At 41.4% G+C, this 25,882-nt stretch carries 25 protein-coding genes; 13 read left to right on the top strand and 12 right to left on the bottom strand.

Translation table 11 applies throughout. From position 1 onward, the window contains the following. Nucleotides 1–9 precede the first annotated feature (9 nt). Nucleotides 10–1,608, bottom strand: a complete 1,599-nt coding sequence (locus tag AAEY94_RS15200) for an AMP-binding protein (RefSeq protein WP_350979176.1) — start codon at nucleotides 1,606–1,608, stop codon at nucleotides 10–12. A gap of 459 nt (nucleotides 1,609–2,067) precedes the next feature. Between AAEY94_RS15200 and AAEY94_RS15195 the strand changes: the two genes are divergently transcribed. Beyond that, nucleotides 2,068–4,674 (top strand): TonB-dependent receptor plug domain-containing protein, encoded by a 2,607-nt coding sequence (locus tag AAEY94_RS15195; protein WP_162023757.1) that lies wholly within the window; start codon nucleotides 2,068–2,070, stop codon nucleotides 4,672–4,674. A 137-nt stretch (nucleotides 4,675–4,811) separates the two neighbouring features. Here the strand turns inward: AAEY94_RS15195 and AAEY94_RS15190 are convergent, their stop codons facing one another. Next, nucleotides 4,812–5,345 carry a thioredoxin family protein gene (locus tag AAEY94_RS15190; protein WP_101088741.1) on the bottom strand — a complete coding sequence of 178 codons (534 nt, stop codon included), beginning with the start codon at nucleotides 5,343–5,345 and terminating at the stop codon, nucleotides 4,812–4,814. A 134-nt stretch (nucleotides 5,346–5,479) separates the two neighbouring features. Between AAEY94_RS15190 and AAEY94_RS15185 the strand changes: the two genes are divergently transcribed. Next, complete coding sequence (locus AAEY94_RS15185; protein WP_162023756.1) at nucleotides 5,480–6,097, top strand: LysE family translocator; 618 nt, start codon at nucleotides 5,480–5,482, stop codon at nucleotides 6,095–6,097. Between the two features lie 195 nt (nucleotides 6,098–6,292). On the opposite strand, the gene AAEY94_RS15180 is transcribed toward AAEY94_RS15185, so the two are convergent. Both AAEY94_RS15180 and AAEY94_RS15175 read right to left on the bottom strand, forming a co-directional pair. Beyond that, a complete protein-coding gene (locus tag AAEY94_RS15180; protein ID WP_101088743.1) occupies nucleotides 6,293–6,619 on the bottom strand; it encodes a DUF3144 domain-containing protein in 327 nt (108 codons plus the stop codon). A gap of 71 nt (nucleotides 6,620–6,690) precedes the next feature. Further along, nucleotides 6,691–7,242 (bottom strand): prepilin-type N-terminal cleavage/methylation domain-containing protein, encoded by a 552-nt coding sequence (locus AAEY94_RS15175; protein WP_409085818.1) that lies wholly within the window; start codon nucleotides 7,240–7,242, stop codon nucleotides 6,691–6,693. Nucleotides 7,243–7,331: 89 nt separating this feature from the next. Between AAEY94_RS15175 and ung the strand changes: the two genes are divergently transcribed. After that, nucleotides 7,332–7,994 carry a uracil-DNA glycosylase gene (gene ung, locus AAEY94_RS15170; protein WP_162023754.1) on the top strand — a complete coding sequence of 221 codons (663 nt, stop codon included), beginning with the start codon at nucleotides 7,332–7,334 and terminating at the stop codon, nucleotides 7,992–7,994. Between the two features lie 146 nt (nucleotides 7,995–8,140). On the opposite strand, the gene ispB is transcribed toward ung, so the two are convergent. Further along, nucleotides 8,141–9,112, bottom strand: a complete 972-nt coding sequence (gene ispB, locus AAEY94_RS15165; RefSeq protein ID WP_101088746.1) for an octaprenyl diphosphate synthase — start codon at nucleotides 9,110–9,112, stop codon at nucleotides 8,141–8,143. A gap of 403 nt (nucleotides 9,113–9,515) precedes the next feature. Between ispB and rplU the strand changes: the two genes are divergently transcribed. The 7 genes from rplU to AAEY94_RS15130 all read left to right on the top strand — a co-directional run bounded on the left by rplU (nucleotide 9,516) and on the right by AAEY94_RS15130 (nucleotide 13,700). Next, nucleotides 9,516–9,827: a 50S ribosomal protein L21 gene (rplU, locus tag AAEY94_RS15160; protein ID WP_101088747.1), complete on the top strand. Its 312-nt coding sequence runs from the start codon at nucleotides 9,516–9,518 to the stop codon at nucleotides 9,825–9,827. A 16-nt stretch (nucleotides 9,828–9,843) separates the two neighbouring features. Further along, a complete protein-coding gene (gene rpmA, locus AAEY94_RS15155) occupies nucleotides 9,844–10,098 on the top strand; it encodes a 50S ribosomal protein L27 (protein WP_011638531.1) in 255 nt (84 codons plus the stop codon). Between the two features lie 200 nt (nucleotides 10,099–10,298). Next, nucleotides 10,299–11,465 carry an Obg family GTPase CgtA gene (gene cgtA / locus AAEY94_RS15150; RefSeq protein WP_011638530.1) on the top strand — a complete coding sequence of 389 codons (1,167 nt, stop codon included), beginning with the start codon at nucleotides 10,299–10,301 and terminating at the stop codon, nucleotides 11,463–11,465. Nucleotides 11,466–11,485: 20 nt separating this feature from the next. Continuing rightward, a complete protein-coding gene (locus AAEY94_RS15145; protein WP_350979175.1) occupies nucleotides 11,486–12,244 on the top strand; it encodes a threonine/serine exporter family protein in 759 nt (252 codons plus the stop codon). Continuing rightward, complete coding sequence (locus AAEY94_RS15140) at nucleotides 12,244–12,714, top strand: threonine/serine exporter family protein (protein ID WP_101088749.1); 471 nt, start codon at nucleotides 12,244–12,246, stop codon at nucleotides 12,712–12,714. The genes AAEY94_RS15145 and AAEY94_RS15140 overlap by 1 nt, the downstream gene beginning before the upstream one ends. A gap of 19 nt (nucleotides 12,715–12,733) precedes the next feature. Beyond that, on the top strand, nucleotides 12,734–13,216 hold the full coding sequence (gene folA / locus AAEY94_RS15135) for a type 3 dihydrofolate reductase (protein WP_101088750.1): 483 nt from the start codon (nucleotides 12,734–12,736) through the stop codon (nucleotides 13,214–13,216). A gap of 97 nt (nucleotides 13,217–13,313) precedes the next feature. After that, nucleotides 13,314–13,700, top strand: a complete 387-nt coding sequence (locus tag AAEY94_RS15130; protein ID WP_101088751.1) for a DUF3718 domain-containing protein — start codon at nucleotides 13,314–13,316, stop codon at nucleotides 13,698–13,700. 481 nt (nucleotides 13,701–14,181) lie between these two features. On the opposite strand, the gene AAEY94_RS15125 is transcribed toward AAEY94_RS15130, so the two are convergent. The 7 genes from AAEY94_RS15125 to lptD all read right to left on the bottom strand — a co-directional run bounded on the left by AAEY94_RS15125 (nucleotide 14,182) and on the right by lptD (nucleotide 23,166). Beyond that, nucleotides 14,182–16,203 carry a HAMP domain-containing methyl-accepting chemotaxis protein gene (locus AAEY94_RS15125; RefSeq protein ID WP_350979174.1) on the bottom strand — a complete coding sequence of 674 codons (2,022 nt, stop codon included), beginning with the start codon at nucleotides 16,201–16,203 and terminating at the stop codon, nucleotides 14,182–14,184. 153 nt (nucleotides 16,204–16,356) lie between these two features. Beyond that, nucleotides 16,357–17,175: a symmetrical bis(5'-nucleosyl)-tetraphosphatase gene (locus AAEY94_RS15120; protein WP_192114347.1), complete on the bottom strand. Its 819-nt coding sequence runs from the start codon at nucleotides 17,173–17,175 to the stop codon at nucleotides 16,357–16,359. A gap of 3 nt (nucleotides 17,176–17,178) precedes the next feature. Further along, nucleotides 17,179–17,559, bottom strand: coding sequence for a Co2+/Mg2+ efflux facilitator ApaG/CorD (gene apaG, locus AAEY94_RS15115; protein ID WP_101088754.1), 381 nt, complete (start codon nucleotides 17,557–17,559; stop codon nucleotides 17,179–17,181). A gap of 48 nt (nucleotides 17,560–17,607) precedes the next feature. Further along, complete coding sequence (gene rsmA, locus AAEY94_RS15110; protein WP_101088755.1) at nucleotides 17,608–18,414, bottom strand: 16S rRNA (adenine(1518)-N(6)/adenine(1519)-N(6))-dimethyltransferase RsmA; 807 nt, start codon at nucleotides 18,412–18,414, stop codon at nucleotides 17,608–17,610. A gap of 9 nt (nucleotides 18,415–18,423) precedes the next feature. Next, nucleotides 18,424–19,407 (bottom strand): 4-hydroxythreonine-4-phosphate dehydrogenase PdxA, encoded by a 984-nt coding sequence (gene pdxA, locus AAEY94_RS15105; protein WP_162023751.1) that lies wholly within the window; start codon nucleotides 19,405–19,407, stop codon nucleotides 18,424–18,426. Between the two features lie 9 nt (nucleotides 19,408–19,416). Beyond that, nucleotides 19,417–20,721 carry a peptidylprolyl isomerase SurA gene (gene surA, locus AAEY94_RS15100; protein WP_101088757.1) on the bottom strand — a complete coding sequence of 435 codons (1,305 nt, stop codon included), beginning with the start codon at nucleotides 20,719–20,721 and terminating at the stop codon, nucleotides 19,417–19,419. 144 nt (nucleotides 20,722–20,865) lie between these two features. Next, entirely contained in the window at nucleotides 20,866–23,166 is a 2,301-nt protein-coding gene (gene lptD / locus AAEY94_RS15095) for an LPS assembly protein LptD (RefSeq protein WP_350979173.1), read from the bottom strand. Nucleotides 23,167–23,309: 143 nt separating this feature from the next. Between lptD and AAEY94_RS15090 the strand changes: the two genes are divergently transcribed. From AAEY94_RS15090 to djlA, 3 genes are read left to right on the top strand one after another with little or no spacing between them, the layout of a single operon-like run. Then, nucleotides 23,310–24,338, top strand: a complete 1,029-nt coding sequence (locus tag AAEY94_RS15090; RefSeq protein WP_350979172.1) for an aminoglycoside phosphotransferase family protein — start codon at nucleotides 23,310–23,312, stop codon at nucleotides 24,336–24,338. Beyond that, nucleotides 24,335–25,033, top strand: a complete 699-nt coding sequence (murU, locus tag AAEY94_RS15085) for an N-acetylmuramate alpha-1-phosphate uridylyltransferase MurU (protein ID WP_350979171.1) — start codon at nucleotides 24,335–24,337, stop codon at nucleotides 25,031–25,033. Before AAEY94_RS15090 ends, murU begins: the two co-directional genes overlap by 4 nt. A gap of 58 nt (nucleotides 25,034–25,091) precedes the next feature. Continuing rightward, nucleotides 25,092–25,865 (top strand): co-chaperone DjlA, encoded by a 774-nt coding sequence (gene djlA / locus AAEY94_RS15080; RefSeq protein WP_350979170.1) that lies wholly within the window; start codon nucleotides 25,092–25,094, stop codon nucleotides 25,863–25,865. Nucleotides 25,866–25,882: the final 17 nt, after the last annotated feature.

The raw sequence follows: 25,882 nt of genomic DNA, 5'->3' as shown, positions 1-25,882 counted from the left end.
AACGTAGCTCTATTTACGTAGTTCTCGACGCAAAATTTTCCCTACAGCACTTTTCGGTAACTGTTCAGTAAACTCAATAATGCGTGGCACTTTATAAGCCGTCAGTTGGCTGCGGCAGTAATCATTAATCGCCTTTTTGACCGCCTCGATATCCGCTGGCGGCTGTTTTAATACAATCACGGCTTTTACTGCTTCGCCAGAACGTTCATCTTCAACCCCGACAACAGCACACTCTAAAACTAACTCATTAGTTGAAAGTACGTCTTCAACTTCATTAGGATAGACGTTAAAACCAGAAACAATAATCATGTCTTTTTTACGATCGACAATGGTGTGATAACCATCTTCGCTGGCAATGCCAATATCGCCAGTTTTAAAGAATCCGTCTTTTGTCATGACGTTAGCGGTTTCTTCTGGTTTATTCCAATACCCTAGCATCACTTGCGGGCCACGCACGGCAAGTTCGCCAGCTTGACCGATAGCCACTTCATTATCATCCATATCGAGCACATGAACTTCAGTGCCCAATACCGGTTTACCAATAGTACCAAGGCGTTGATACCCTGGTGCATTAAGGCTGACAACAGGAGATGTTTCAGACAAGCCATAGCCTTCTGAAATCATACATTGGGTGGTTTGTTGCCATAAGTTAGCTGCTGCACTCGTTAATGCGGTACCACCCGAAATGGTTATTTTCATTTTACTGAAATCTAAGGCTTTAAATTCCGGCTGATGACATAAGCCAACAAATAGAGTGTTTAAACCCGCAAACCCAGTAAATGGATAGGCTTTCATGGTATTGATTAGCCCTGCAATATCACGAGGATTAGGAATTAATACTGAGCAACTACCTGACTCAAAATACAGCACCAAATTAACCATAAATGCATAGATATGGTAAATCGGTAATGGCGCGACAAATACATCATGTCCTTCGGTCATGGTGCTAGCAATTCGTGATTTTACTTGACTAGAATTAGCCAAAAGGTTGCCATGATTGAGCATAGCGCCTTTTGATAAACCGGTTGTGCCGCCAGTGTATTGCAGAGCAATTAAATCATCATGGTTAGGTTTTATTGACTGATAAGGATGCTTAGCACCTTCAACGAGCACAGAGGTAAATGCCACTTTGTTAAAAGGGGTTTCTGGTTGAGGTTGCGGTTGAATAAGATCCATTGCGTGGGTCGAAATCACCAACTCTACTGTTGTTTTGTCGATCACGTTAGTTAATGTGGGTAGTAAATCCGACAATACGACTAAGGCTTTTGCCCCTGAGTCGTTAAATTGGTGAATGAGTTCACGCTCGGTGTACATCGGATTGGTATTGACTAGCACCATACCGGCTCGAATTACCCCATAAGCCGCAATCACAAACTGAGTAATATTAGGCAACTGTATCGCTACTCTGTCGCCAGGTTGCAATAGAGTGCTGTGTTGCAAATAACTGGCAAAATGGCGCGAGCCTTGTTCTATTTCACGAAAACTAGTGCTTTTCCCAAGACATGCATATGCAATATTGTCTGCATACTTGTCACAAGCTTTTTCGATCAAATCAACTATGGATGTGTATTGGTGTAAATCAAGTACTGAATCTGCATCATAAGCCATGCATACCACCTTAGATATTTTTGGTTATTATTATAAATCAAACGTCCGTTTAGATTATTTTTACTAACCTACACGGGTCAATATCAATTGGCAAAGGTTCACTGAAATTGAATCAATATTAGATTACTCGTTTAATACATCACCATCAAAACACGATTTTTTGTGTAAACTAATGGTTACACTTGTGTTTTGTGTTGATTTAGTTAAAAAAGTTTACTTCTAGTAAATAATTCGATATGTGATCTATATCACTAAAAATCAACTGCTTAGAGTATTTTTTTGTAAATTGCTATTTAGCGCTTACTTATTTATCCCAAAAAGTGTTAGCAATTGTTTTTCAATTGTTATAAAAATGTAGTTGAGATAGGGAGTATTTCGATAGGGATAGACGTGTTTTTCATTCATTTTGTGAGAAACATCGTCGACAAACAACAATAATAAGCAGTTGAGAACATAATAATGATGCAATCAAAAAAATCTAAATTTGGTATCAGCTCTTTGAGCTTAGCCATTTCATTTGCACTTGCCGGATCTGTAGTTAGCACTCAAGCATTCGCAGCCGATGAAGAAGTTGCAAAGAAAGAAAACGTTGAAAAAATCGCAGTCGTGGGTTCTCGTGCGGCACCTCGTTCAATTGGTGACTCACCAGTTCCAATTGATATCATCAGCAGTGATGATTTAAAGAAAAACGGTTCGACCGACATGATCGACATGTTAGTGACATCAGTGCCTTCTTTTAACTCTCGTGCACAACCGATTAGTGATGCAGCAACGCTAGTTCGTCCGGTTAACTTACGTGGTTTACCGTCTGACAGTACGCTTATTTTGGTTAACGGTAAACGCCGTCATCGTGCGTCAGTTATTGCTTTCCAAGGTGGTGGCATTAACGATGGTGCACAAGGTCCAGATATATCTGTTATTCCTGGTGTGGCATTAAAGCAAGTTGAAGTATTACGTGACGGAGCGGCTGCTCAGTATGGTTCGGATGCGATTGCTGGTGTAATGAACTTCGTATTAAAAGATGCTTCTGAAGGTGGTTCTATCACTGTCAGCCAAGGTGAATACTACGAAGGTGACGGCGCAGCAACCACAATTGACGGTAACATTGGTTTACCTTTGACTGATGATGGCTTTGTTAACATCAGTGCACAATATAAAACGGCAGATGCGACTAGCCGCAGTGTACAGCGTCCAGATGCAGCAGCTATCGCTGATGCGGGTAATACCTCAATTCTTAATCCAGCACAAACTTGGGGTAACCCTGAGATCAATGATGATTTTACTGTATTCGTAAACTCAGGTTTTGATATTAACGACAATACCCATTTGTATGCGTTCGGTAACGTGTCATCACGTGAAGCAACTGGTGGTTTCTATTATCGTAACCCGCATAACCGCGGTAACGTTTATTCTGTAGATGGCGGCGAAAGTTTATTAGTCGGGGATGTTGGTTTGGCTACCGATGGGGTAGCAACATGTAACAACATGAATGTCCCTATTCCTAAAATAGATATCGATGGTGATGGCATTCCAGATCAAGACGGAAACGTGTTGGGTACTGACGCTTATCAAGCAATGGTTGCCGATCCTAACTGTTTCTCTATGAACCAAATTCGTCCAGGCGGATATACACCTCAGTTCACCGGTAAAATTGAAGATATGTCTTTCTTCGCTGGTGTAAAAGGCGAGTCTGGCGAGTGGATGTATGATGTGAGCGCAGGTACGGGCAGTAACAAAGCCAGCTTTGGTTTAAAGAACTCATTAAACCCATCAATGGGTTTAGATACACCAACTGACTTTGATACTGGTTCATACGAGCAAGTAGAAACAACTTTTAATGCTGATTTTAGTCGATTCGTTACTATTGGTAGCTTAGAAGACATTAGCTTTGCTACTGGTTTTGAATGGCGTGAAGAGTCATTTGAGATTGGTCAAGGTGATGAAGCTTCATGGATTGCAGGTCCTTATGCTGATCAAGGCTTCAACATTGGCTCACACGGCTTTAAAGGTTTTGGTCCAGAATCAGCCGGTAAAAATGACCGAAGCAACATTGGTGTTTATACCGATATTGAAGCGTATTTAACCGAAGACTTATTATTAGGCTTTGCACTTCGTTATGAAAATTTCTCTACTTTTGGTGACACATTAAACTACAAGTTAACAGCGCAGTATGTTGCAACCGATGAATTATCATTCCGTGCATCGCACAGTACTGGTTTCCGTGCGCCAACCGTTGGTCAAGAAAACGTAGTTAACACTCAAACATCGATTGTTAACGGTGACTTGATTCAAACCTTCATTGCTCCACCAACAAATCCATTAGCGGCTTTCTATGGTGGTGAAGTACTTAATCCTGAAGAGTCTGTTAGCTATGCAGCAGGTTTTGTATACCAATATGATAACTTGTTCCTAACTGTTGATTACTACAACATTGAAGTAACTGGTCGTATTGCACAATCTAGCCAAATTTCGGTTGAAGCTAGTGACTACGATGCATTACGTGCCGCTGGTGTTGAGTTCCCTGAGTTGATTTCTGCGGTAACCTTCTACACTAATGATTTTGATACAACGACTCAAGGTGTTGATGTTGTAGCGTCTTATACTACAGAAATGTTATCAGGTGATGCGAAATTCAGTTTAGCCTACGGTTGGACTGATACCAGTGTTGATAAATATGACCCTGAAACAACTGATGCAGGTAAAGTTCGTCGTTTAGAAGATGGTATTCCTGCACACCGTGCAACCCTTACTTGGGGCCAAAGCTGGGATGATTTAAGCATGTCAGTTCGTGGTAATATGTTTGGTGAGTACTACGCTACACACGCTGATGATACTTCTGATTGGGGTTCTGAGGTGGCAGATGCTGCTGTGACTATCGATCTTGAAGTGAGCTATGCGGTACTTGATAACTTAACGGTATCAGTTGGCGCAAACAATATCTTCGATCAAGAAGCGCAGAAGCTAAAAGATGGCACTCTGGGTGAATTAGGTGCGGTGTACTACGAAAGTGGTCCATTTGATTACAACGGTGGTTTCTACTACGGCCGTGTTAATTACCGCTTCTAAGCGTTAGCGACATTCAATAACTAAATCAATAACTAAATCAATAACTAAAAAGACTGCTTCGGCAGTCTTTTTTATTGTGAAAGTTTTCTAGGCTTTTTGCTTGAAGATTACATATTCTGTTTTGAAGATTAAGTATCTTACTTGACGACTAAAGCTAATGCTCGATACACATCGTCGATAATCAGCGCTTTGGGCAACTCAATGCCTTCTGGGTAAGACGGGGCATAGATTTTATTAAACGGCGTACCAGCAACTGCCTGTTGCCCCATATACTGTTCAATGACGGTATCGGCTTGAGTCCAATTACCTTGCATGAGAATAATGTGTGGCTGGTTTAATTTATTTACGACTTGTTCGCGATGAAGTACGTTGGCTTTATTTGTTTGGCAGGGAACACACCAGTCGGCTGTAATATCAACAAACACAATATTACCTTGTTTAACATAGGCGGCAATTTTTTCAGGTTCAAGTGGTTGCCAATTCAATGTTTGATATGCTTGATAGTTTTCACCTTTATTAACAAATGCAATGATCCCCGCAAAACAGATCCCCATCAAAATGAGCATGACTATCACTAAGGTCGGAATCGATTTTCCTTTTATTTTAGCCCAAATCAATATTACTACGGCAATAAAAATAACCAAGAGTAATATCAGCATTAATGTCGTCATAGGTTTCCTCTGTAAATACGTTATTATACTCATCCATATAAGTGACGATACATTAACAACGCATACTTAACTGGTTGTTAAAATGTATTTTTGCAAAATATTAATAACTGGATAGTTGCAAATAAAGGAGTGTTATGACGTTAAGTGCTTGGCTGGGATTATTAGCGATATGCTGTTTGGGTGCCATGTCTCCAGGCCCGAGTTTAGCCATGGTAGTGAGGCATACACTCAGTGGTGGAAGATTACACGGCATAGTATGTGCTTGGGCGCATTCAATTGGTATCGGTGTGTATGCGCTGGTGACTCTATTGGGTTTGGCTGCAATATTAAAAGCATCACCATTAATGTTTAATGCCATTGCGATAATCGGAGCAATTTACTTAGCTTGGATGGGTATTCAAGCGCTTGGTTCCAAAGGCGGGATGCAGCAAAAATTAGCCGCTGGGGAAGCCACTAGTTTATGGATTGCAGCTCGTGATGGACTCGCTATTTCACTGCTTAACCCTAAAATATTATTATTTTTTCTAGCCTTATTTAGTCAGTTTGTCTTGGCAGCACAAACGACCACTGGCCAAGCATTGATTGTATTTACCCCGCTAATTATTGATGGCTTGTGGTATACCGTTATTGCATTCGTGTTATCACATTCTGCTGTATTACCTAAGTTACGAGAAAAGGCAAAACTGATTGATAGGCTCTCAGGTATTGTATTGATTTTGCTTTCTATTAGGGTTATTTACACGTTGTTATAGTACTGGCATCTACTCGGTTAACAGTGATTAATTATGTTGGTTATGCATAGGTCTAGTTGTTAAAGCGAACAGCGACAATAGTATGCGGTGAGCGGGGAGTGTTAAATGTGCTTTATTTTAAAAAGTAATCCCCACCAGATGTGCGGTAGGGATTATTGATTAACGGCTAATTATCAGTGACGTTGTTAGCGAATGCTAGGCACCTTTGAACATTTGTACGCTATCATCGCTTTTCTGCTCTTGTTGCGGTGCTGCTACAGGAGGATTAGCAATATGATCTTCTAAGTTTTCTTTTAACATGGCTTTAAATTCATCAGAAAACCAAGCTAATGCATGATCTTTTTCAGCGGCAAGATCAGCTGATTTAATTGAGGCTTCGAACGCATTAAAGCGTGCTGAAGCAAATCTCATTGCCGTACCCACTTTACCAATATCATTTTCTTGTTGGCTTAGTTGATTGGCTAGGGCAATAAATTGGTCAGCTATTTGATACATTGTTAATTCTGTTTTGGCTTCAGACATCAGATCCACTTTTTTGTGAGTTAATTTTCCATTGAGTGTAACGTCTTTATTGGAAAATATCAGGTAAAAAATTAGCTATTGGGATCTGAATCTACCAAGACTTGGCCGTTACGTGAGTCATAATATATCGACATAAGTGATAGCAAGTTGTAGTTATATCGGCATTGATCTGGATTGATATATTCGGCTTGGTAATCAGATGAACCTTTATCGGTACTGATAGAAACGCTTGGACCATCCATCAACAGAGTCGGCCAGACGGAAAGGCAGTCATTAACATTATTCAGTCTTGGAGAGGCTTCGTAAGGTGGATAATTTTGCGCAGGATAGCCCCATTGGTTCATATCCAGTTCGCCATCGGTTCCAGCTTGACTGAAAATTGCTAAATTATCTGCTGGGCCTGAATACCCCATCGCGGCCCATTTTAAATGAGCCAAGGTTATTGCTGAAGAAAATGCCCCGCCAGTTGCTTTTACACTGGCTATTTTAGCGTCTTGGCCTAAATCGATGAACTTAGGCAAAGCGATAATTGCGATGATCCCAAGTATGATAATAACAACGACAAGTTCAATAAGGGTAAAACCGTTATTAGCAGTGCTTTTGTTATTATGTAATGGCATCATATTATTCATAAGGGTGATTAATCTGTTAATAGTAAACCAAAGACTAAGCAGTTCACAAATTTGTCGTTTTCATTTAAGGAATACATCGAATGACTTCCCATTGGCAAGAGCTGTTTGAGCAACAACAATCGCAGGCATATTATCAACATTTGCAACACTTTATAGCCTCACAAAGAGCCGATAATAAAACCGTTTATCCGCCTGATGATGAAGTATTCGCGGCTTTTGATTTAACACCGCTGTCAGAGGTTAAAGTCGTGATACTGGGGCAAGACCCTTACCATGGACCTAATCAAGCTCATGGGCTTTCTTTTTCGGTTAAAAATGGCATTAAACCGCCACCATCACTAGCGAATATCTATAAAGAATTAACCAATGATATTAAAGGCTTTGTGACTCCCGAACATGGCAATTTAACCTCTTGGGCTAAGCAAGGCGTTTTATTATTGAATACGGTATTAACGGTAGAGCAGGGGTTGGCTCATTCACATGCTAAATCTGGCTGGGAGACATTTACTAATAATGTATTGCAGCGATTAAACCAACAATCTTCGCCGATTATATTTGTGTGTTGGGGAAATCATGCTATCAAGAAAGGCCGTCTGATTACGGCTGCGCATCACCATGTATTGAACGGCCCACATCCATCGCCATTATCTGCTTACCGAGGTTTTTTTGGTTGCGGTCACTTTTCAAGTATTAATCAATTATTAATTGAACAAGGCAATCCAGCCATAAATTGGCAAGTTTGATCATAAAAAAAGGTGTGAATTGAGTATTCACACCTTTTTATGCATCAACATCAAAAAATGAATTCACGATGGATTGTGGTAGTTACTAACTAAATGTTACTAACTAATTGTTACTCACTACTGTTAATTACTATTAACTGCTGCAACTAACTGCTGCGATTAACTGACAAATGAGCTAACGAAATGAGTGCTTGCTTGTAGTTACTGTCAGGAAAAACACTGAGTGCATCTATGGCCTTCTGTGCTTCTGCTTGAGCTTTATCCTGAGTATAAACTAATGCGCCAGACTCCTCTAACGCCACCAAAATTTCATCAATTGCTTTGGTGCCATCACTTTGCTTAATTGCATCTCGAATGAGTTTTTTAGCCGTGTCAGATCCGTTTTCCATGGCATAAATTAGCGGTAATGTTGGTTTGCCTTCAGCAAGGTCATCACCGATGTTTTTACCTAGTTCGTCAGCGTTAGCAGTGTAATCCAGTAAATCATCCGTTAATTGAAAAGCTGTGCCGAGGTATTTACCGTAATCAGCTAATGCTTGTTCTTGCTCAGCGCTCACATTGGCTAAAACACCGGCTAACTGAGTTGCCGCTTCAAACAATTTTGCGGTTTTACAGTAGATCACCCGCATGTAGTTTGCTTCGGTGGTATCAGGGTCATTACAGTTCATCAACTGTAAAACTTCACCTTCGGCAAGTACGTTAGTGGTATGAGCAAGGACTTGCAGTACTTTCATGTTATCGAGCTCGGTCATCATTTGAAATGAACGAGTATATAAAAAGTCACCTACTAGTACGCTAGCACTATTACCAAATAAGGCATTGGCGGTTTCACGGCCGCGACGCAATGTCGACTCATCAACAACATCATCATGTAGCAAAGACGCAGTATGGATAAACTCGATGATCGCCGCGAGTTTAAGGTGATGTTCACCTTGGTAGTCAACGGTTCGTGCGGCTAATACTGATAATAACGGACGTAAACGCTTACCACCGCCATTGATAATGTAAAAGCCTAATTGATTAATTAGGGCTACATCAGATTCAAGTTGTTTGTATATCAGCTGATTGACTGCTTGCATATCAGTGTCAGCCAGTTGACGAATGGCGTTTAAATCCATAATAGTCTCTGGTTGTTGGGCGACAGGCTTGCACCCTTAATTAGTCATATCGAATTAGAGCGCATATCTTACAGGATATCAGTGCTATTTTTCAAAGTATGTATTTCCACAATTGAACATACAGAATCCTGATTTTACGATAGTTAGTAGGATTCTGACCAATTTAATTATAAAACTTAGGTATAAATTAACATGGTCATGTTAACTAAATTTTAAAGAAGGCACATTAGCTATTAATGAATAGTGTGCAGTGATGAGGTCTTTTTTATTTGATAGTGAATTAAGACTTGCCTGATGATAATTCTTCGCGTAGAATCCGCGCCCATTGTCATTAAAAGTTTTTTAGCACCTAGTCTCGTCAATAATATGAGTTAGTGTGTTAGTCATTTGGAGTAAAATAGCCATGTATGCTGTTTTTCAAAGTGGCGGAAAGCAACACCGTGTTGCTGAAGGTCATACAGTTCGTTTAGAAAAATTAGAAGTTGCTACTGGTGAAACCATAGAATTCGATCAAGTTTTGTTGATCGCTGATGGTGAAACAGTACACGTTGGAGCTCCTTTAGTTGCTGGCGGTAAAGTCGTAGCTGAAGTAGTTGGCCACGGTCGCGGCGAAAAGGTAACTATTATCAAGTTCCGTCGTCGTAAGCATCACGATAAGAAGATGGGCCACCGTCAGTGGTTCACCGAAGTTAAAATCACTGCGATTAGCGCATAATTTAGGAGTCTAACTCATGGCACATAAAAAAGCTGGCGGTAGTACTCGTAACGGCCGCGATTCGGAAAGTAAACGTCTTGGTGTTAAGCGTTTTGGTGGTGAATCAGTTCTAGCTGGTAACATTATCGTTCGTCAACGTGGTACTAAGTTCCACGCTGGTGTAAACGTAGGTATTGGTCGTGACCATACTTTGTTTGCATTAACAGACGGTAAAGTAAAGTTTCAAGTTAAAGGTCCTAATAACCGTAAGTTTATTAGCATCGAAGCTTAATTCTTTCTAAGCTAGATCTCGAAAGCCCTGCCTATGGTGGGGCTTTTGTGTTTTTTATATCATTAAACTGTTATTGATAGTTTAATGATTTTGTTTATATGCAGTAGGCGATATCGTGATGAATGCTATCTTCAGCGCTTTCCTGCAAATTCCAGTGATTTGGGATTATAATTACAGATTAAGTGGCGTCAGGAGTCAGTATGAAGTTTGTTGATGAAGCGAATATTCGCGTAGAAGCAGGTGACGGCGGAAGCGGTTGCGTGAGTTTTAGACGCGAAAAATATGTTCCAGATGGTGGTCCAGATGGTGGTGACGGTGGCGATGGCGGCAGTGTATATCTGCAAGCTAACGAAAACTTGAACACGCTGATTGATTATCGTTTTACTCGTTTTCATATGGCTGAACGTGGCACCAATGGTCGTGGCCGTGATTGTACCGGGCATGGTGGTAGTGATTTGGTTCTGCAAGTACCAGTAGGTACTCGTGCTATCGATCAAGAAACAGAAGAGTCACTTGGCGATCTTACTGTAAATGGACAAAAGCTGCTTGTTGCTAAAGGTGGTTTCCACGGTTTAGGTAACACCCGTTTTAAAAGTAGTACTAACCGTGCTCCGCGCCAAAAGACATTAGGTACCCCTGGTGAAGTACGCTCAATTAAACTTGAGTTATTGTTACTTGCTGATGTGGGTTTACTAGGGATGCCAAACGCAGGTAAATCAACCTTTATCCGCTCTGTATCACGTGCGACGCCTAAAGTTGCGGATTATCCGTTTACGACTTTAGTGCCAAACCTTGGTGTGGTTAATCCGCGTCCAGGTCAAAGCTTTGTTATTGCCGATATCCCAGGTCTAATTGAAGGTGCTGCTGAAGGTGCCGGCTTAGGTATTCGTTTCTTAAAGCATCTTGAACGTTGCCGTATGTTGTTACACATTATCGACATCGAACCTATTGATGGCGTAGACCCAGTTTATTCTGCTCGTGCAATTGTCGGTGAACTTGAAAAATACTCTCCAAAACTAGCGGCAAAACCGCGTTGGTTAGTGTTTAATAAAACTGATTTACTGCTAGATGAAGAGATACAAGCTAAAATCGATCGTATTGTCAAAGAGTTAGATTGGCAGGGTGATGTTTATACTATGTCAGCTTACAATCGAACTGGTACTGAAGAGCTAAGCATTAAGATGCTTGACTACATTAGAAGTTTACCGGCTATTGTGGAAGAAATTACCGCTGATGCTGACGTTGAGTTTAAATGGGATAATTACCATAGCGCTGAAGATGAAAACGCTAATGAAAATTATGATGATGACTTTGACGAAGATTTTGATGATGATGACTATGATGTAGAAGTCATCTATCAACGTTAAAGAGCTCATTTGAGGACGTCGTGTACGAAGATAGCCAAAATGAAATTACCCGCCTTGTAGTACGCTGTGCGCAGCTACTACTGGCATATGGTGCTGAGTCTGATCTCGTTGAAGAGATTAGTCAGCGCCTTGGTAAAGCACTCGGTATTGCTAGCATTGAATTATCAATATCATCCAATGCATTAGTATTAACTAGCTTGGTACACGGTAGATGCATTACCACAACCCGTCGTATTCGTGCTCATGGCATTAATATGATGGTGATTTGTGAGCTTCAACGAATTTGCATACTAGCCGAAAAAGGTATTTATGGTGCCAATGACGTTCGTAGACGCCTCGCTCATATTTCTCCTAAAACATACCCCGCAATTGCCGTAGTTCCTATGATAGGTTTGTCGTGCGCAAGTTTCTGTCACTTATTTGATGGCGACATGATGGCATGCTTGATCACATTTTTTGCCTCAGCGGTTGGAATGATAGTACGCCTTTTTCTGGCATCTCGACATTTCAATTTATTGGTTAACTTCTCACTGACTGCATTTGTGATCACGGCTATAGCTCAAATCGGCTATCTTGGATCTATCTCCGAAACACCTCAAGCAGCAATGGCGGCCAGCGTGTTGATGCTAGTACCAGGGTTTCCGTTGATTAATGCAATTTCGGATATGGTCAAAGGTCACATGAATGTGGGTATTTCCCGCTGGGGTCATGCAACCCTATTAACTTTAGCATCGGTTATTGGTATTACCATTGCGATGCAAATGGGAGGGATATTTTAATGTTATCCTTTCTAAGTTTATTGCTGCATGATGCCTTTTTTTCGGCGATACCTGCGGTCGGTTTTGCGATGGTGTTTAATGTCCCTAAACGCTATTTAATTTATTGTGCCATCGCAGGTGCTATTGGCCACAGCTCAAGAACTTTCTTATTACATTTTTCAATGCCAATTGAATGGGCGACATTCATCGCCGCAGCTATTGTTGGCTTGATTACTATTCAGTTTGCCAAACGTCACCTTGCTCCACCATTGATGTACGCTGTTGCTGCCATTATTCCAATGGTACCAGGAACGTATGCATTCAATACTGTCATTGCATTAATTCAACTCACAGCACAGAGTCAGGTTAGTCCCGAACTCACAGCTCAGGTCATCGTCAACGGTTTAAAAACAGTATTTATCTTAGGTGCGCTGGCGGTAGGGTTAGCGTTACCAAGTTTGCTTTACTACCGTAACAGACCAATTATTTAACCATAAGGATTTTGCTTCAATGCGTATCGCAATGATTGCCGCAATGGCCAACAATAGAGTTATAGGTAAAGACAATAAAATGCCTTGGCATTTACCTGAAGATTTACGCCACTTTAAAGCGATGACCTTGTCAAAACCTGTTGTTATGGGGCGCAAAACCTATGAGTCAATTGGTCGACCATTGCCCGGGCGCCACAATATAGTGATTAGCCGTAATAGTCAGCTGAGTATTGAAGGTGTTACCTGTGTAAAAAGTTTCGATGAAGCTATCACTGCCGCGGGTGATTGTGAAGAAATGGTGGTGATTGGTGGTGGTCAACTTTATCAACAACTATTGCCTCAAGCTGACGTATTATATCTAACGTTAATTGATGTCGATGTAGAGGGTGACACGGTATTTCCTGCCTGGGATGATGGTTCTTGGGATTTACAGAACTCAGTAACTGCAACAAACGACAAAGGATTGCAATATAGCTTTAACACTTTAGTTAAAAAGTGTTAAATTAGTCGGGTTTACCCCTGAAATTAATATGTAAAAGTGATCTAAAGCATGATCTCTATACATAGTTATATAACTATAAAATATAAAGGAGTGTCAGATGCGTCTATTGCCTGTAGCTATTGCAGCCCTGATTGCAGCATCTTTTGTGTCAGCCCCTGCTATCGCCGATACAGATCAATTAGTTGCAAATATTTGTGATTATGTGAAATCAGACGACAAAAGCCGTTTACGTAAGAAGATGAAAGAAAGTCGTGTTAAATTACGTAATGTTTATTCAGGCATTTCTTGTGATGGCAGCAGTTTATTGCGTACTGCCTACAATTCAAATGCTAATGATGTCGGTGAGTTTATCGCAAAGCGTCTACCTTCAAGTGATTTAGCTATTCCTGAGGCTGATGGCAAAACTATTCTAGATTGGGCAGCTGCTAATGGTCATGACGGTAGCCCGATTACTGCCGCGATTAAAGACCGAGTTGGTGGCTAATTCTGGCGATGTGTCATCGTTGAGTCAGTCAATGTAATTAGAAATGCCGATAAGTAATTATCGGCATTTTTTATGTCGATAATTTACCCATTAGGTTGATTAGCAATGACGGATTACATTCGCCTTATATTTATTTGTTGTTTGCTTTCAATTTTCAGCCTGTTTACTGATAACTTGCTACTTACGGCGACCTATCTGCACATCAATTTGAGTCTAAAATCCATGTTTTATTAATGCCAGACAAGCCATTGGTTTCTGGCTTGCGTTACCAATTACAATCAAGGTTAACACACGCGTGAGTTGATAGTTGAAAGCGTGCTCTGTGGCTGTTCAGCGACTAGTTTAGGCATAATATTTTGCTTGTTATAAATCGATTTATTTCATTTACCATCAGAGTGTCAGTTACTCGTAATCAAATATTACAGGCAATAAAAAAGGCCCACTAAGGGCCTTTTGTGAATACTAACTTATATTGTATAGATTAAACCTTGAACTCGCGTACCGACGCTTGTAGTTCTTCAGCAAGCATCGCAACTTGCTGACTTGATTGTGCCGTTTGATCCGCACCTATTGAGGTTTCTTCTGAAATAGAGGCAATATGTTCGAGCTTTTCTGAAACTTGTTGGCTAACGATATTTTGCTCTTGGGCTGCTTGGGCAATATGGTTACCAGAATCAAAGGCTCTGTGAACTGACTTACTAATGGTCTCTAAGGCAAGATTTGATTGTTCATTCTTTTCAACACAGCTCTGTGCTTGAGTACGACCCAATTCCATCACTGCAACGGCTTCTTGCGTACCAAGTTGCAATACTTCAATCATTTGCTGAATTTCACTGGTTGAGTGTTGGGTACGTGATGCTAAGTTACGCACCTCATCAGCCACAACAGCAAAGCCTCGTCCTTGTTCTCCAGCTCTTGCAGCTTCAATAGCCGCGTTTAGCGCAAGTAAGTTAGTTTGATCTGCAATCCCACGGATCACATCTAAAATAGAGCCGATTGACGCACTATCGGAATGGACTTTATTAATAACAATACCGGCTTTAGCGACTTCTTCAGCAAGGGCAATAATGGTATTTTTGCTTTCTTCTGCAAGCGTACGCATATGCTGTGTTTCTTGGTCAGCTTGTTTAATCTCATTCAGTGCTTGATCTGCGCTCATTGATACCTGTTGTGCACTCGAGCTCAGTTCCGTGGTTGCAGCAGCAACTTGGTCCACTTGGCTCTTTTGCTCTTGAATACCGATAGTGGTTTGCGAGGTAATTGCAGAGGTTTCTTCTGCTGCAGCAGCTAACTGATTTGAGCGATCAACTATTCCAATAATAAGACTTCGTAGGCTGTCGACTAACCGGTTGCAGTTTTTGGCTAATTCTGCGAATTCATCATGGCCAGTGTCATCTAATTTATGGGTTAAATCACCTGAAGCTAGCACATTTAACGCTTTATTGACTTTCTCTAACGAGCGGGTCAATGGTTTAACAACAGCAATACTGACAATAATGGCAACGATAATGGCAGTTAATACTACCAGTAACGTTTTAATGGCTGCTGAATCAATGATTTCTAAGGCAGTGGTGCTGATATCACTCGCGAAAGTGTCGATGGCTTTTGCCAAAACAGTCATTTTCTTGTTGACGTCTTTTGCTTCGCTTTGTGTATCGATTAACTGTTTAGCGGCCGCAAACTCGTGATTTAATTGTTGTTGTTTTAGCTCGATAATTGAACCGCTGCCTTTTAGCAACTTAAATACTTTTGCACTTTCAGCGGTTAAATCTTCTAAAACTGAACTGCTGACAATACCACTGCCCTGACGACCAATATGATCTAATTTTGATGAAGCTTCGCTGACCATGTAATCGAGTTCTTTGATGATAAGGTCATATTTACTTTGTTCAGTTGAGGCCACCAAATCATAAATTGTGGTAATGATATTGATGAATGTACCATCAACTAAGCTGGCTGACGCAGCCAAACTGCGTTCAGTTTCATCTTCGCTGGTTTCTAGATCGATGATGTCTAATAAAATAGATGAAGAGTCATCTGCTGCATTTTCCAGGTTACTGCGCATTTTGAGTAACTTCTCTTGCAAGCTAAGAGCACTCTCACGCTCTACGATCATTTTTTTTGCACTCGTTTCATACACTGTGTAGCTTTTCGTTAACGCAGCTAATGGCGCAGTAAGCTGATTCTGTTTGCTTACTAAATTATTTAAGCGAGCAAGATCTTTTTCAAATGCGTTATCTAAATCAGTGAGCTTCTTTTCTATCGCTGGAATCTTTGATGAATGCGCACTGTAATAAGCGAGTAACGCTTCAATTTGCTGGGTGCTTAAGTTTTCACTTAAAATACTCGTCGATTCAAGTGCCGGTAGGCTGATCGTCTTAAGAATAGTCGTCCCGTCTTTAATACTGTTGTTGCTCAGCATGGTCACGCCACCGAGGACCATCAATAACAGTGTCACCACGGTAAAACCGCCAATGACCCTGGTCGCTACATTAATTTTCATACAGTACTCCGGCTATTATTATTTGATCCTGATTTTTATCTTGTATGTGCTATCGCATACCACGATAGGAATTTATTAAAGGGCGATTGTTTCTCAGGCAAGCGTAATAAATTCTACATTTAGCTATCGGCTAAATGGTACTTTAGTTTAACGTTAAATTAACTTTTTTTGGGTAATTTTTTCATTCTTTTCAAGATGCCATAGTGTTAAATGCTCTCCCCAGCAGCAGCCAGTATCTAATGCGAGAACGTGCGGATTACTTGTTTGGCCCATTAAGGCCGCCCAGTGCCCAAATATGATGGTGTTTTGCGGTACTGTTTTTGATTCAAATTCAAACCATGGACGTAACTCGGCAGTATGCTGTTCGCTGGGTGGTGATTTACATTTAAAATCAAGACGGCCATCAAGGTGTAAAAAACGCATACGTGTTAATGCATTGATACAATAACGTAGTCTGTCAATACCGTGCAAAGATGGAGACCAGTGCTCAGAATCTTCTGTGTACATTTTGGCAATTAATGCACTTAGATAATCATTTTGCTGTAATGCAAAGCTGACTTGCTCTGCTTCATGTTCAAGGGTTGCTATATCCCACTGTGGAGGCACTCCCGCATGGGTCATGATGATATTATGTTCAGGTAAGGTTCTGACTAAAGGCTGTTGGCGGAGCCAATTGACTAAATTATCAATATCAGGAGCGTTGAGTAATTCATCAAGATGATCTTGTGGGTTGGCTCGTTTTAGCTTCCCGTGCAGAGCCAAAAGATGTAAGTCATGATTGCCCAGTACCACTTTTGCTGAATCTTGTAATGATTGGAAGAAGCGAAGGGTTGCTAACGATTCAGTACCTCTGGCCACAAGATCGCCAACCGCCCAAAGTTGATCTTTGGATGGGTTAAAGGCCACCTTCTGTAGCAATAGTTGTAACTCGGAGTTACATCCCTGAACATCGCCGACAAAATAGTGTGCCATGGGTTATTGAAATATCCCAGGAACAGCAAGGCGAAAAGGTGGAATGGTCGCTAAAAAGCGCTCGCCTTTATGATTTTCCATACCATAAGATCCTTGCATAAAGCCCACCGGCGTTTCCATCACAGTGCCACTGGTATACTGGTAAGCAGTATTGGGTGCAATAGTGGGGGTTTCACCAACAACGCCAGGGCCTTTTACTTCATTCTGTTCGCCGTCAGCATCGGTGATGATCCAATGACGGTCTTTAAGAGTCACCTTATTATCACCTAAGTTGATGATGGTAATGGTATAGCTAAAAAGGTATTTATTATCGGCAGCATCGGATTGTTGTTCTAAATATTGGGTGTCGACTTTAATCTTAATAGGCGATTCAACTTGGGTCATGTTATGTCCTAAAGCAAAAGGGCATGCTCAATATGCATGCCCTTATAATTAATCTTTTTTATCACACAGCATATTAGCCATTGCCACATATTGTGGGACACTAATTTGTTCTGGCCGCAGACTTGCGTCAATTTGCAGTGTTGCAAAATCTTCGTCTGAGATTAAGGTTTTTAAATTATTACGCAAAGTCTTACGGCGCATATTAAATGCTGTCGTGACTAAGTGTCTTAATACATCGACATTTTTACACGGCCAAGGTTTGACTTCAAAAGGCAATAATCTTATCACTGCAGAATCGACTTTCGGAGCAGGAGTAAAGCTTGTTGGTGGCACTTCTAAAACGGGTACCACTTGGCAATAATATTGTGCCATCACCGTTAAACGGCCATAAGCTTTGGTGCCAGGACTTGCTGATAAGCGCAAAACCACTTCTTTTTGCAACATAAAATGCATCGTTTCTATTTGTTCAGCAAACTCAAACAAATGGAACATCAGTGGCGTTGAAATATTGTAAGGAAGGTTACCAAACACTTTCATTTTCTTGCCAGGCTGTTGCAACTGACCAAAATCAAACTGTAATGCATCACCTTGGTGAATGGTCAGTTTGTCTTTAAGTACTGGGTGATATTGTAAGCGTTTAACCAAGTCACGATCTAATTCAACAACGGTTAAGTTATCAATCATATCTGCAACAGGTTCAGTTAATGCACCTAAACCAGGTCCAATTTCAACCATTACATGATCATTATCAGGTGCAATAGCGCCTACGATGCTGCTAATCACGCCTTGATCAGTTAAGAAGTTTTGTCCAAAACGCTTTCTGGCCGTGTGGCCTAAATGTACTTTATTACTCATTAAAATGGGTTACTTACTTTTTGAGGCCAATTCGATGGCTTTGTTTAATGCACAGGTAAAACTGCCGCAATCCGCTTTACCACTGCCGGCCAATTCTAGCGCGGTGCCGTGATCGACTGAGGTGCGAATATAAGGTAAACCTAAGGTGATATTGACCGACTTGCCAAAACCTAATGATTTAAGCACAGGTAATCCTTGGTCATGATACATAGCTAATACCACGTCAGCTTGTTCGAGATACTTAGGCTGGAATAAGGTATCGGCTGGCAACGGGCCAACAATATCCATGCCTTGTTCTCGTAACTCGTTGAGCGCAGGTATGATGGTATCGATTTCTTCACGGCCTAAATGGCCGTCTTCTCCTGCGTGTGGATTGAGTCCACACACATAAATTTTGGGTGAGCCTAAACCAAATTTACTGACCAATTCACGATGCAAAATGCTAATAATGTGATGTAGTCTGTCGCGGGTAATGGCCTTTGCAACGTAAGCTAATGGAATATGTGTGGTCATTAGCGCCACTTGTAACCCTGGGGCTGCAAGCATCATGACGACATCTGCGCAATTAGCTTGTAGTGCAAAAAATTCGGTATGACCGCTAAATGGAATACCTGCTTGGTTAATAATGCCTTTGTGCACAGGACCGGTAACGACCGCGTCGAATTCATTCGACATATTTTTTTCACCGGCGTAGCGCAAAGTTTCTACTACATAAGCGCTGTTAGCTTCATTCAGTACACCACACTCAACTTCTTCTGCTACTGCAAAAGGAGCAATGGTTAATGTGCCTGCTGTTTGCGGCTTCGGTGGTTGCGATGGTTGATAAGGCCTGAGTTGTAAAGGCAGTCCAAGCATTTTTGCTCGTGTCATGAGCAAATTTTGGTCGGCACAAACAACTAACTCAACAGGCCAGGCCTGTTGAGCGAGTTTGATGACTAAGTCGGGACCAATACTTGCTGGTTCGCCTGGAGTGATGGCAATACGTTTAGTCATTAATTTTGCTTAGCCTCGTTTGCTTTCTGGCTCAACGATTTCGATATACGCTTCTGAACGCATTTCGTCTAACCAGTTTTGTAGCTCTTCATTAAACTTACGACGGAAGATTAATTGATGAGCACGGTTACTGTTAAATTGTTCGGTTGCATCAGTTTTACGGCGCGATTCAAGTTGCACTACATGCCAGCCATGAGTTGTTCGGAAAGGCTCACTGTATTGGCCTTCCTGAAGACTGGCTAGTGTTTGCGTAAACTCTGGCACATACATGCTTGGGTCTGCCCAACCTAACTCACCACCTTTAGCTGCAGAACCTGGATCTTCAGAGTACTGAGTGGCTAATTTAGCAAAATCTGCGTCACCTGCACGAACTTGAGTCAAAAAGTTAGCTAACATCGCTTTTGCGCGATCTTCCGATAATATCGGCGATGGCTTTAACAGGATATGGCGTGATTTTACTTCTTCAACTTCTTGGGTTTGTAAACCACGAGTGTCGACTACTTTAATAATATGGAAGCCTGAACCCGATTTAATCGGACCGATTATGTCACCTTTTTTGGCGTTACTGATAACTTCAGCAAACAAGGTTGGCATTTCGTTAATGTTCATAAAGTCCCAAATCCCGCCTTCTAACGCTTTAGGACCTGATGAAGACGCAATAGCGGTACTACGGAAATCGTCGCCATTATTTAAACGTTTAAGCACGATTTCTGCACGGCGGCTAGCACTTTCAAGTTGTTCGCTCGTTGGGTTGCTTGGTATTTCAATCAGAATGTGACCAATTTGAAACTCAACATCTTTTAAGCCTTGCTCTTGAATTAATTTCACTAAGCCACTAATTTCTTGTGGTGAAACCTGAATACGGCGTTGCACTTGAATACGCTGAATTTCACCTAGAGTGACTTCTTGACGTAACTGTTCGCGATATTGGCTAAAGCTCGTACCTTCGCTTTCAATAGTTTGTTGCATTTGCGCAACGGTGACTTTTTGTTCTTTAGCTATGTTTTCAATCGTTTGGTCTAATTGTAAATCACCAATCTGCAAGCCGATACGTTCAGCCATTTGCATTTGCAAGTGAGTTAAAATGAGACGTTCGATAACCTGGGTACGTAAGGCATCATCAGACGGTAATGTTTGTTTAGCTGCTTTAGCATTGGCTTTAACAGTTGAAACCATGTTGGTGATTTCACTCTCAAGAATGATGCCATCATTAATTTGTACTGATACGCGATCTAATGGCATTGGCGCAGCAACACTGGTGTTACTCATAGCTAATGCTAGTAATGCAAAAATTATTTTTTTACTGTGTTTCATCCACAAAATCCTTGGCACATTCGATTCAATATAAACTGGCAATACATCGCCAAAATAAGGTTACTACTTCATACTCAACAGCATGTTTGTTGTTATTGGACTATGAGTTTGTCGCTAGGTTCAGCAATCTATCACAAAAGAATGCTAATTCCTCAAGTAAAGTGGTTTACGGTAGTTAAATAAGCCTTCATTTAACATGTCGTCTACCCCTAACGGACCTGATCCGCCTAAGCCTTTAATGACAAAGTTTAGGTAAACACCGCTTTCAAACTCTTCGCGTCCGTCAACGCTTTCTGATAAATCATCATCGTAGTTGGTTTTGATACGATAATGATAACTTAAGCGCAATGCCCAGCAACATGACTCGTATTGTACGCCAGTGTAAGTTTCAATATTACGAGATTCATTGAGGTCGTAATAGTAGTTACCGACAAAATATAAGTTGTCACTAATAGGCCACGATGTACGCACGCCTGCTTGGGAAATATCAACTTGATCATTGGTGTTGGTATTTAATAAGTCGGGTACATAACGGTAGCTTAACTGCAATAATCGGTCGCTACTTGGGCGATAATCCAAAGTGATTTCATTCTTTTTGTTTTCACCCGTTTCAGAGTCGTGTTGTACTGAACCACTCACAAACCAATCGTTGTATAACTGGGCATCTAATTCAGCCGCTAATACCGATGTTGACTGGGTTGTTTCTTCGAAAGCATCGTCAATACTGACTTTAGAGTTTTCCAAATACATGATTTGCCCCACGCTAAACTTGAGTTTTTCGCGGTTAGTTTGATCAAATAAACGAGTGGTAAAACCTAAGGTAAATTGGTTGGCATCAGCAACACGGTCTAAGCCTGAGTATTGGCGATCGCGGAACAGACCATAATAGTCTTCTTGTAATTGTGCGGTGTCATAAATACCAATATTGGATTGGTCTTCATAGCCGACATAAAGATATTGAATCTGAGGTTCAAGGGTTTGACGGTATTGTTCATCAAACAATTGGGTTGCTCGCTCAAAATTCACCTGACCGTGTAAACGCGCTTGAGGAATCGTACGGCTTATACTGTCGTCTAATGTTGAGTCTTCGTCGATGTTTTGCTGCCAGTACTGAGTTTGCAGTAATTTAACTTCACTGGTAAATGAACCTGCTGGCCCTTGTATTGGCCAAATTAAGCTAGGCACTAAATGTAAGCGGGTAGCTGTATTATATTCATTATCTTGATGACGGAAATTGGTCAGTTCTGAATTAAATTTAAAGTCGATAGAGTTAAAAATGTCTGCAGAACGATAATTAAAGTTTAGCTGTGGCATCACTTGATACGGTTTTTCATCTTCACCAAGCACTTTAATGTCTTGCACGCGCATGTTGAAGTCCCAGTTGCGTTCAAAATAACTGGCTTCACCGATCCGTGATAACTGGTTGTCGGTTGACTGATTAACGTCGGAATTTAAATCGTTGAAATAATTGTTATCAGACACATCGGTATAGTCTGATCTTACTCGCCAGTTTTTGTTGACTGCGCCTTGATGGCTCCAGTGATACAAATAACGGTCAGCATTAGAGGTTAGCTTACTGTCGCTACCTAAATATTCGACATTGAACTGGCCATTTTGCTGTTCGCCAGCGAGATAGCGAAATTCCGTTTTGGTATACAACCCACGCGAAGACATGAAGTCCGGGGTGAAAGTTAAGTCAAACTCTGGGGCGATATTCCAATAATACGGGGTGCTAACTTCTACACCGTTAGTGGTGCTGGTACTAAAACTTGGGAATAAAAAGCCGGTTTTACGCTTATCTGATACAGGCACTGTCATATACGGGATATATAATACTGGGATGTTGGCAATACGCAGCTTGGCATTCCAAATTTCACCCCATTCTTCTTTGCTGTCAATTTTGATCATATCGGCTTCAAGTAACCATGATTCATCACCAGGAGGGCAGGTAGTGAAGTTGGTTTTTGTTAGCAATAGATTATTGTCTGAAGTTATCTGTAGTTTTTCTGCATCGCCATGTACTTGTTGCCCATGTAGCCAATACTGAGCCCCTTTTAAGGTGGCGTTATTCGTGCTCATTTGGGCTTCTAAGGTATCTGCTGTGACGGTAAATAACTCATCTTTAAAGATAAGGTTACCTTCTGCATTTAAGCGTTGTTGTTTTTGATCTAATACCGCATTGTCAGCAGCGATATGGCGAAGTCCCTGGCTGAAACTCACATCACCCGAAAACTCAGCTTGGTTATTGTAAGCAACGGCAGAGTGATCGCTAATGATAACAATTTGATCGTCTGATATGCCGGTTAATGCTGCACGGTCTTCGAATGAACGAGACACAGGCGGAGCAACAACGCATTGCAATGAAGGCGCTTCTGTCGTTGTAGGCTCATCGGCCAACACGATATTTGGGAGTAGGCTTAGTGCCAGAAAATAACGGATCTGCATTGTTGTCAATAATTTATGAATTCTGATTCCGGAAAGTTTTGGAGAGAAAAAGATACTCAGCTAGATGAAACATTCCATTCTTTAGCTGTTTCCAAATGTTATGCTGGCTATAATAAAGCAATTTTTCGTTAAGAGCCATTGAGATGATTTTATCTGACCCAAGATTTGTCGCGTTAAGTAACTGGTTATACCAATATTTCGGCGATAAAGTTGCCATTAACTTGATCTGCGGCGACGCCAGTTTTCGACGCTATTTTCGTCTTCATCATCAAGGTATTGATTACATTGTTTCAGATTCACCGATCGACTTAGTGCCCATCGCGCCATTTGTGGCAATGGCCAAGGCTTATCAACATGCAGGCTTACTGGTACCCGAAGTGCTTGCAACCTGCGAAGACTATGGTTTTGTCTTACAAACTGATGTAGGCGAATTACAACTTTTGTCGGTGCTGAATAGAGACAATGTGACCGACTATTATAAGCAGGCATTAAACTTATTGCCGGTCATTGCCACGGTAACGGAAACCGAAGATGGACCTTTAGCTGATTACGATGACGTTTTTGTGGCAAGAGAATTAGCTATTTTTGTCGATTGGTTACTAAAAGAGCATTTAGATTACGCATTGACGGATAATGAGCAACAAATGATTGCGGCTACGTTTGCAGCCTTAACCGACAATGCACTGGCGCAGCCAAAAGTGGGCATGCATCGTGATTACCATAGCCGTAATTTACTGATAAATGATCAAGCGTTAGCGGTGATTGACTTTCAAGATGCAGTCCATGGGCCAGTGACTTATGATGCGGTATCATTGCTGCGCGATTGTTACGTGCGTTGGCCAGATGATATCGTTAATCACTTGATGAGATATCATTTTCAGCTCGCTATAGATCACCAATTAATGGATGAAAATGTTGATTACGTTACTTATACCCAGTGGTTTGATTTAATGGGATTACAACGTCATATCAAAGCTGCGGGTATTTTTGCGCGGTTATATCATCGTGACGGTAAGCGCGGTTATCTGGCTGATATTCCATTAACCTTACAATATGTTGCTGATATTGGGATGAAATACCCACAAACTACCGATTTTAGTCTGTGGGTTCACAGGGTGATTTTACCGTTAGTAAACCACAAAAATACTAATGAGGCGGTAAGCGAAGCATGAAAGCGATGATACTGGCTGCAGGACGCGGGGAGCGTTTGCGCCCGTTAACAGACTCCTTACCTAAACCATTAGTGAGCGTTGCAGGTAAACCTTTAATTGAATATCACTTAGAAAAGCTCGCGTTAATTGGCGTGACTGAGGTTGTGATCAATCAAGCTTGGTTAGGGCATAAGTTACCTGAAATGCTAGGCGATGGGAGTCGATGGGGTTTGCAGATTAACTACAGCGAAGAAACCACAGCGTTAGAAACTGCTGGGGGGATCAAGCAAGCATTACCTTGGTTGGGGGACGAACCTTTTTTGGTTATCAATGGTGATATTTTTATCGATCACTTGCCCGACGTCACCTTGGCATATCAGCGCGTTTACCAAGGTGAAGCACAAGCTTATTTGTGGTTAGTGGATAATCCAGAACATCATCAACAGGGTGATTTTGCTATTGATGCCCAAGGTAAATTAACCTTGAGCGATGAACAAAGGTTAACGTTTGCTGGACTGGGGATTTATCATCCTCAATTATTTAGTCAGTTGCCTGAAGGTAAACAGGCTTTGGGTCCTTTGCTTAAACAAGCCATTGGCCAGCAACAAATACAAGGTGAGCATTTTGATGCTTATTGGTGCGATGTCGGCACACTTGAGCGCCTGGATAAATTACAGCGCCGGTTAGTTGATATAGAGACTCAGTTACCGCTTTAAGCTACGCCTTTGATAATGGCTAGCTGTTTATTAATTATTAACCGTAGTGGAAAACAACATGCGAATTTGGGGTAAAGTTTTTGGATTTATCATTGGGTATATGTTCGGGCGTTTCTTTGGTGCAATTTTAGGATTATGGTTAGGCCATGCTTTCGATAGGCGCCAAGGGTTAACCTCGATAATGCGTAAAGGCAGTGAACGTCAGGCGATGTTTTTTAATTCAACATTTGCCGTAATGGGCCATGTTGCTAAAGCGTCAGGGCGAGTGACTGAAACCGATATTCGTATAGCGACCATGTTAATGGATCAAATGAAGTTGTCTGGTCAGTCACGTATCGATGCGCAAACGGCTTTTCGTCAAGGCCGCCAAGCTGATTTTGATTTGCTAAAGCAGCTAGAACTGTTTCGAAAAGCCACTCAAGGACGAGTCGAGTTAGCGCAAATGTTCTTGGAAATCCAAATTCAAACAGCCTTGGCCGATGGTGAATTACATGCCAATGAAAAGCAAATATTGTCGGTTATTGCCACTAAGCTTGGTCTTGCTGCGCAACTGGATGCTTTATTGGCGCGTTGGCAAGCTGAATTTAGTCATCATCAGTCGCCACAAGGTAATAAAATGCCGCTTACTGATGCCTATGTGCTACTTGGCGTGCAAGAATCTGCTAGCGATCAAGACGTAAAACGAACTTACCGTAAGTTGATGAATGAACATCATCCAGACAAGCTTGTGGCTAAAGGCTTACCTGAAGAGATGATGGAATTAGCCAACACCAAAGCACAAGATATTCAAGCCGCTTACGAGCGCATTAAAACCTCTAGAGGAATGCGTTAGCGCAAGCCAGTAACGTA

It is taken from the genome of Shewanella sp. AC34-MNA-CIBAN-0136 (assembly GCF_040309945.1).
Lineage (GTDB): Bacteria > Pseudomonadota > Gammaproteobacteria > Enterobacterales > Shewanellaceae > Shewanella.
The sequence above is the reverse complement of the archived record's forward strand: the minus strand, read 5'-3'. Positions and strand labels throughout refer to the sequence as shown.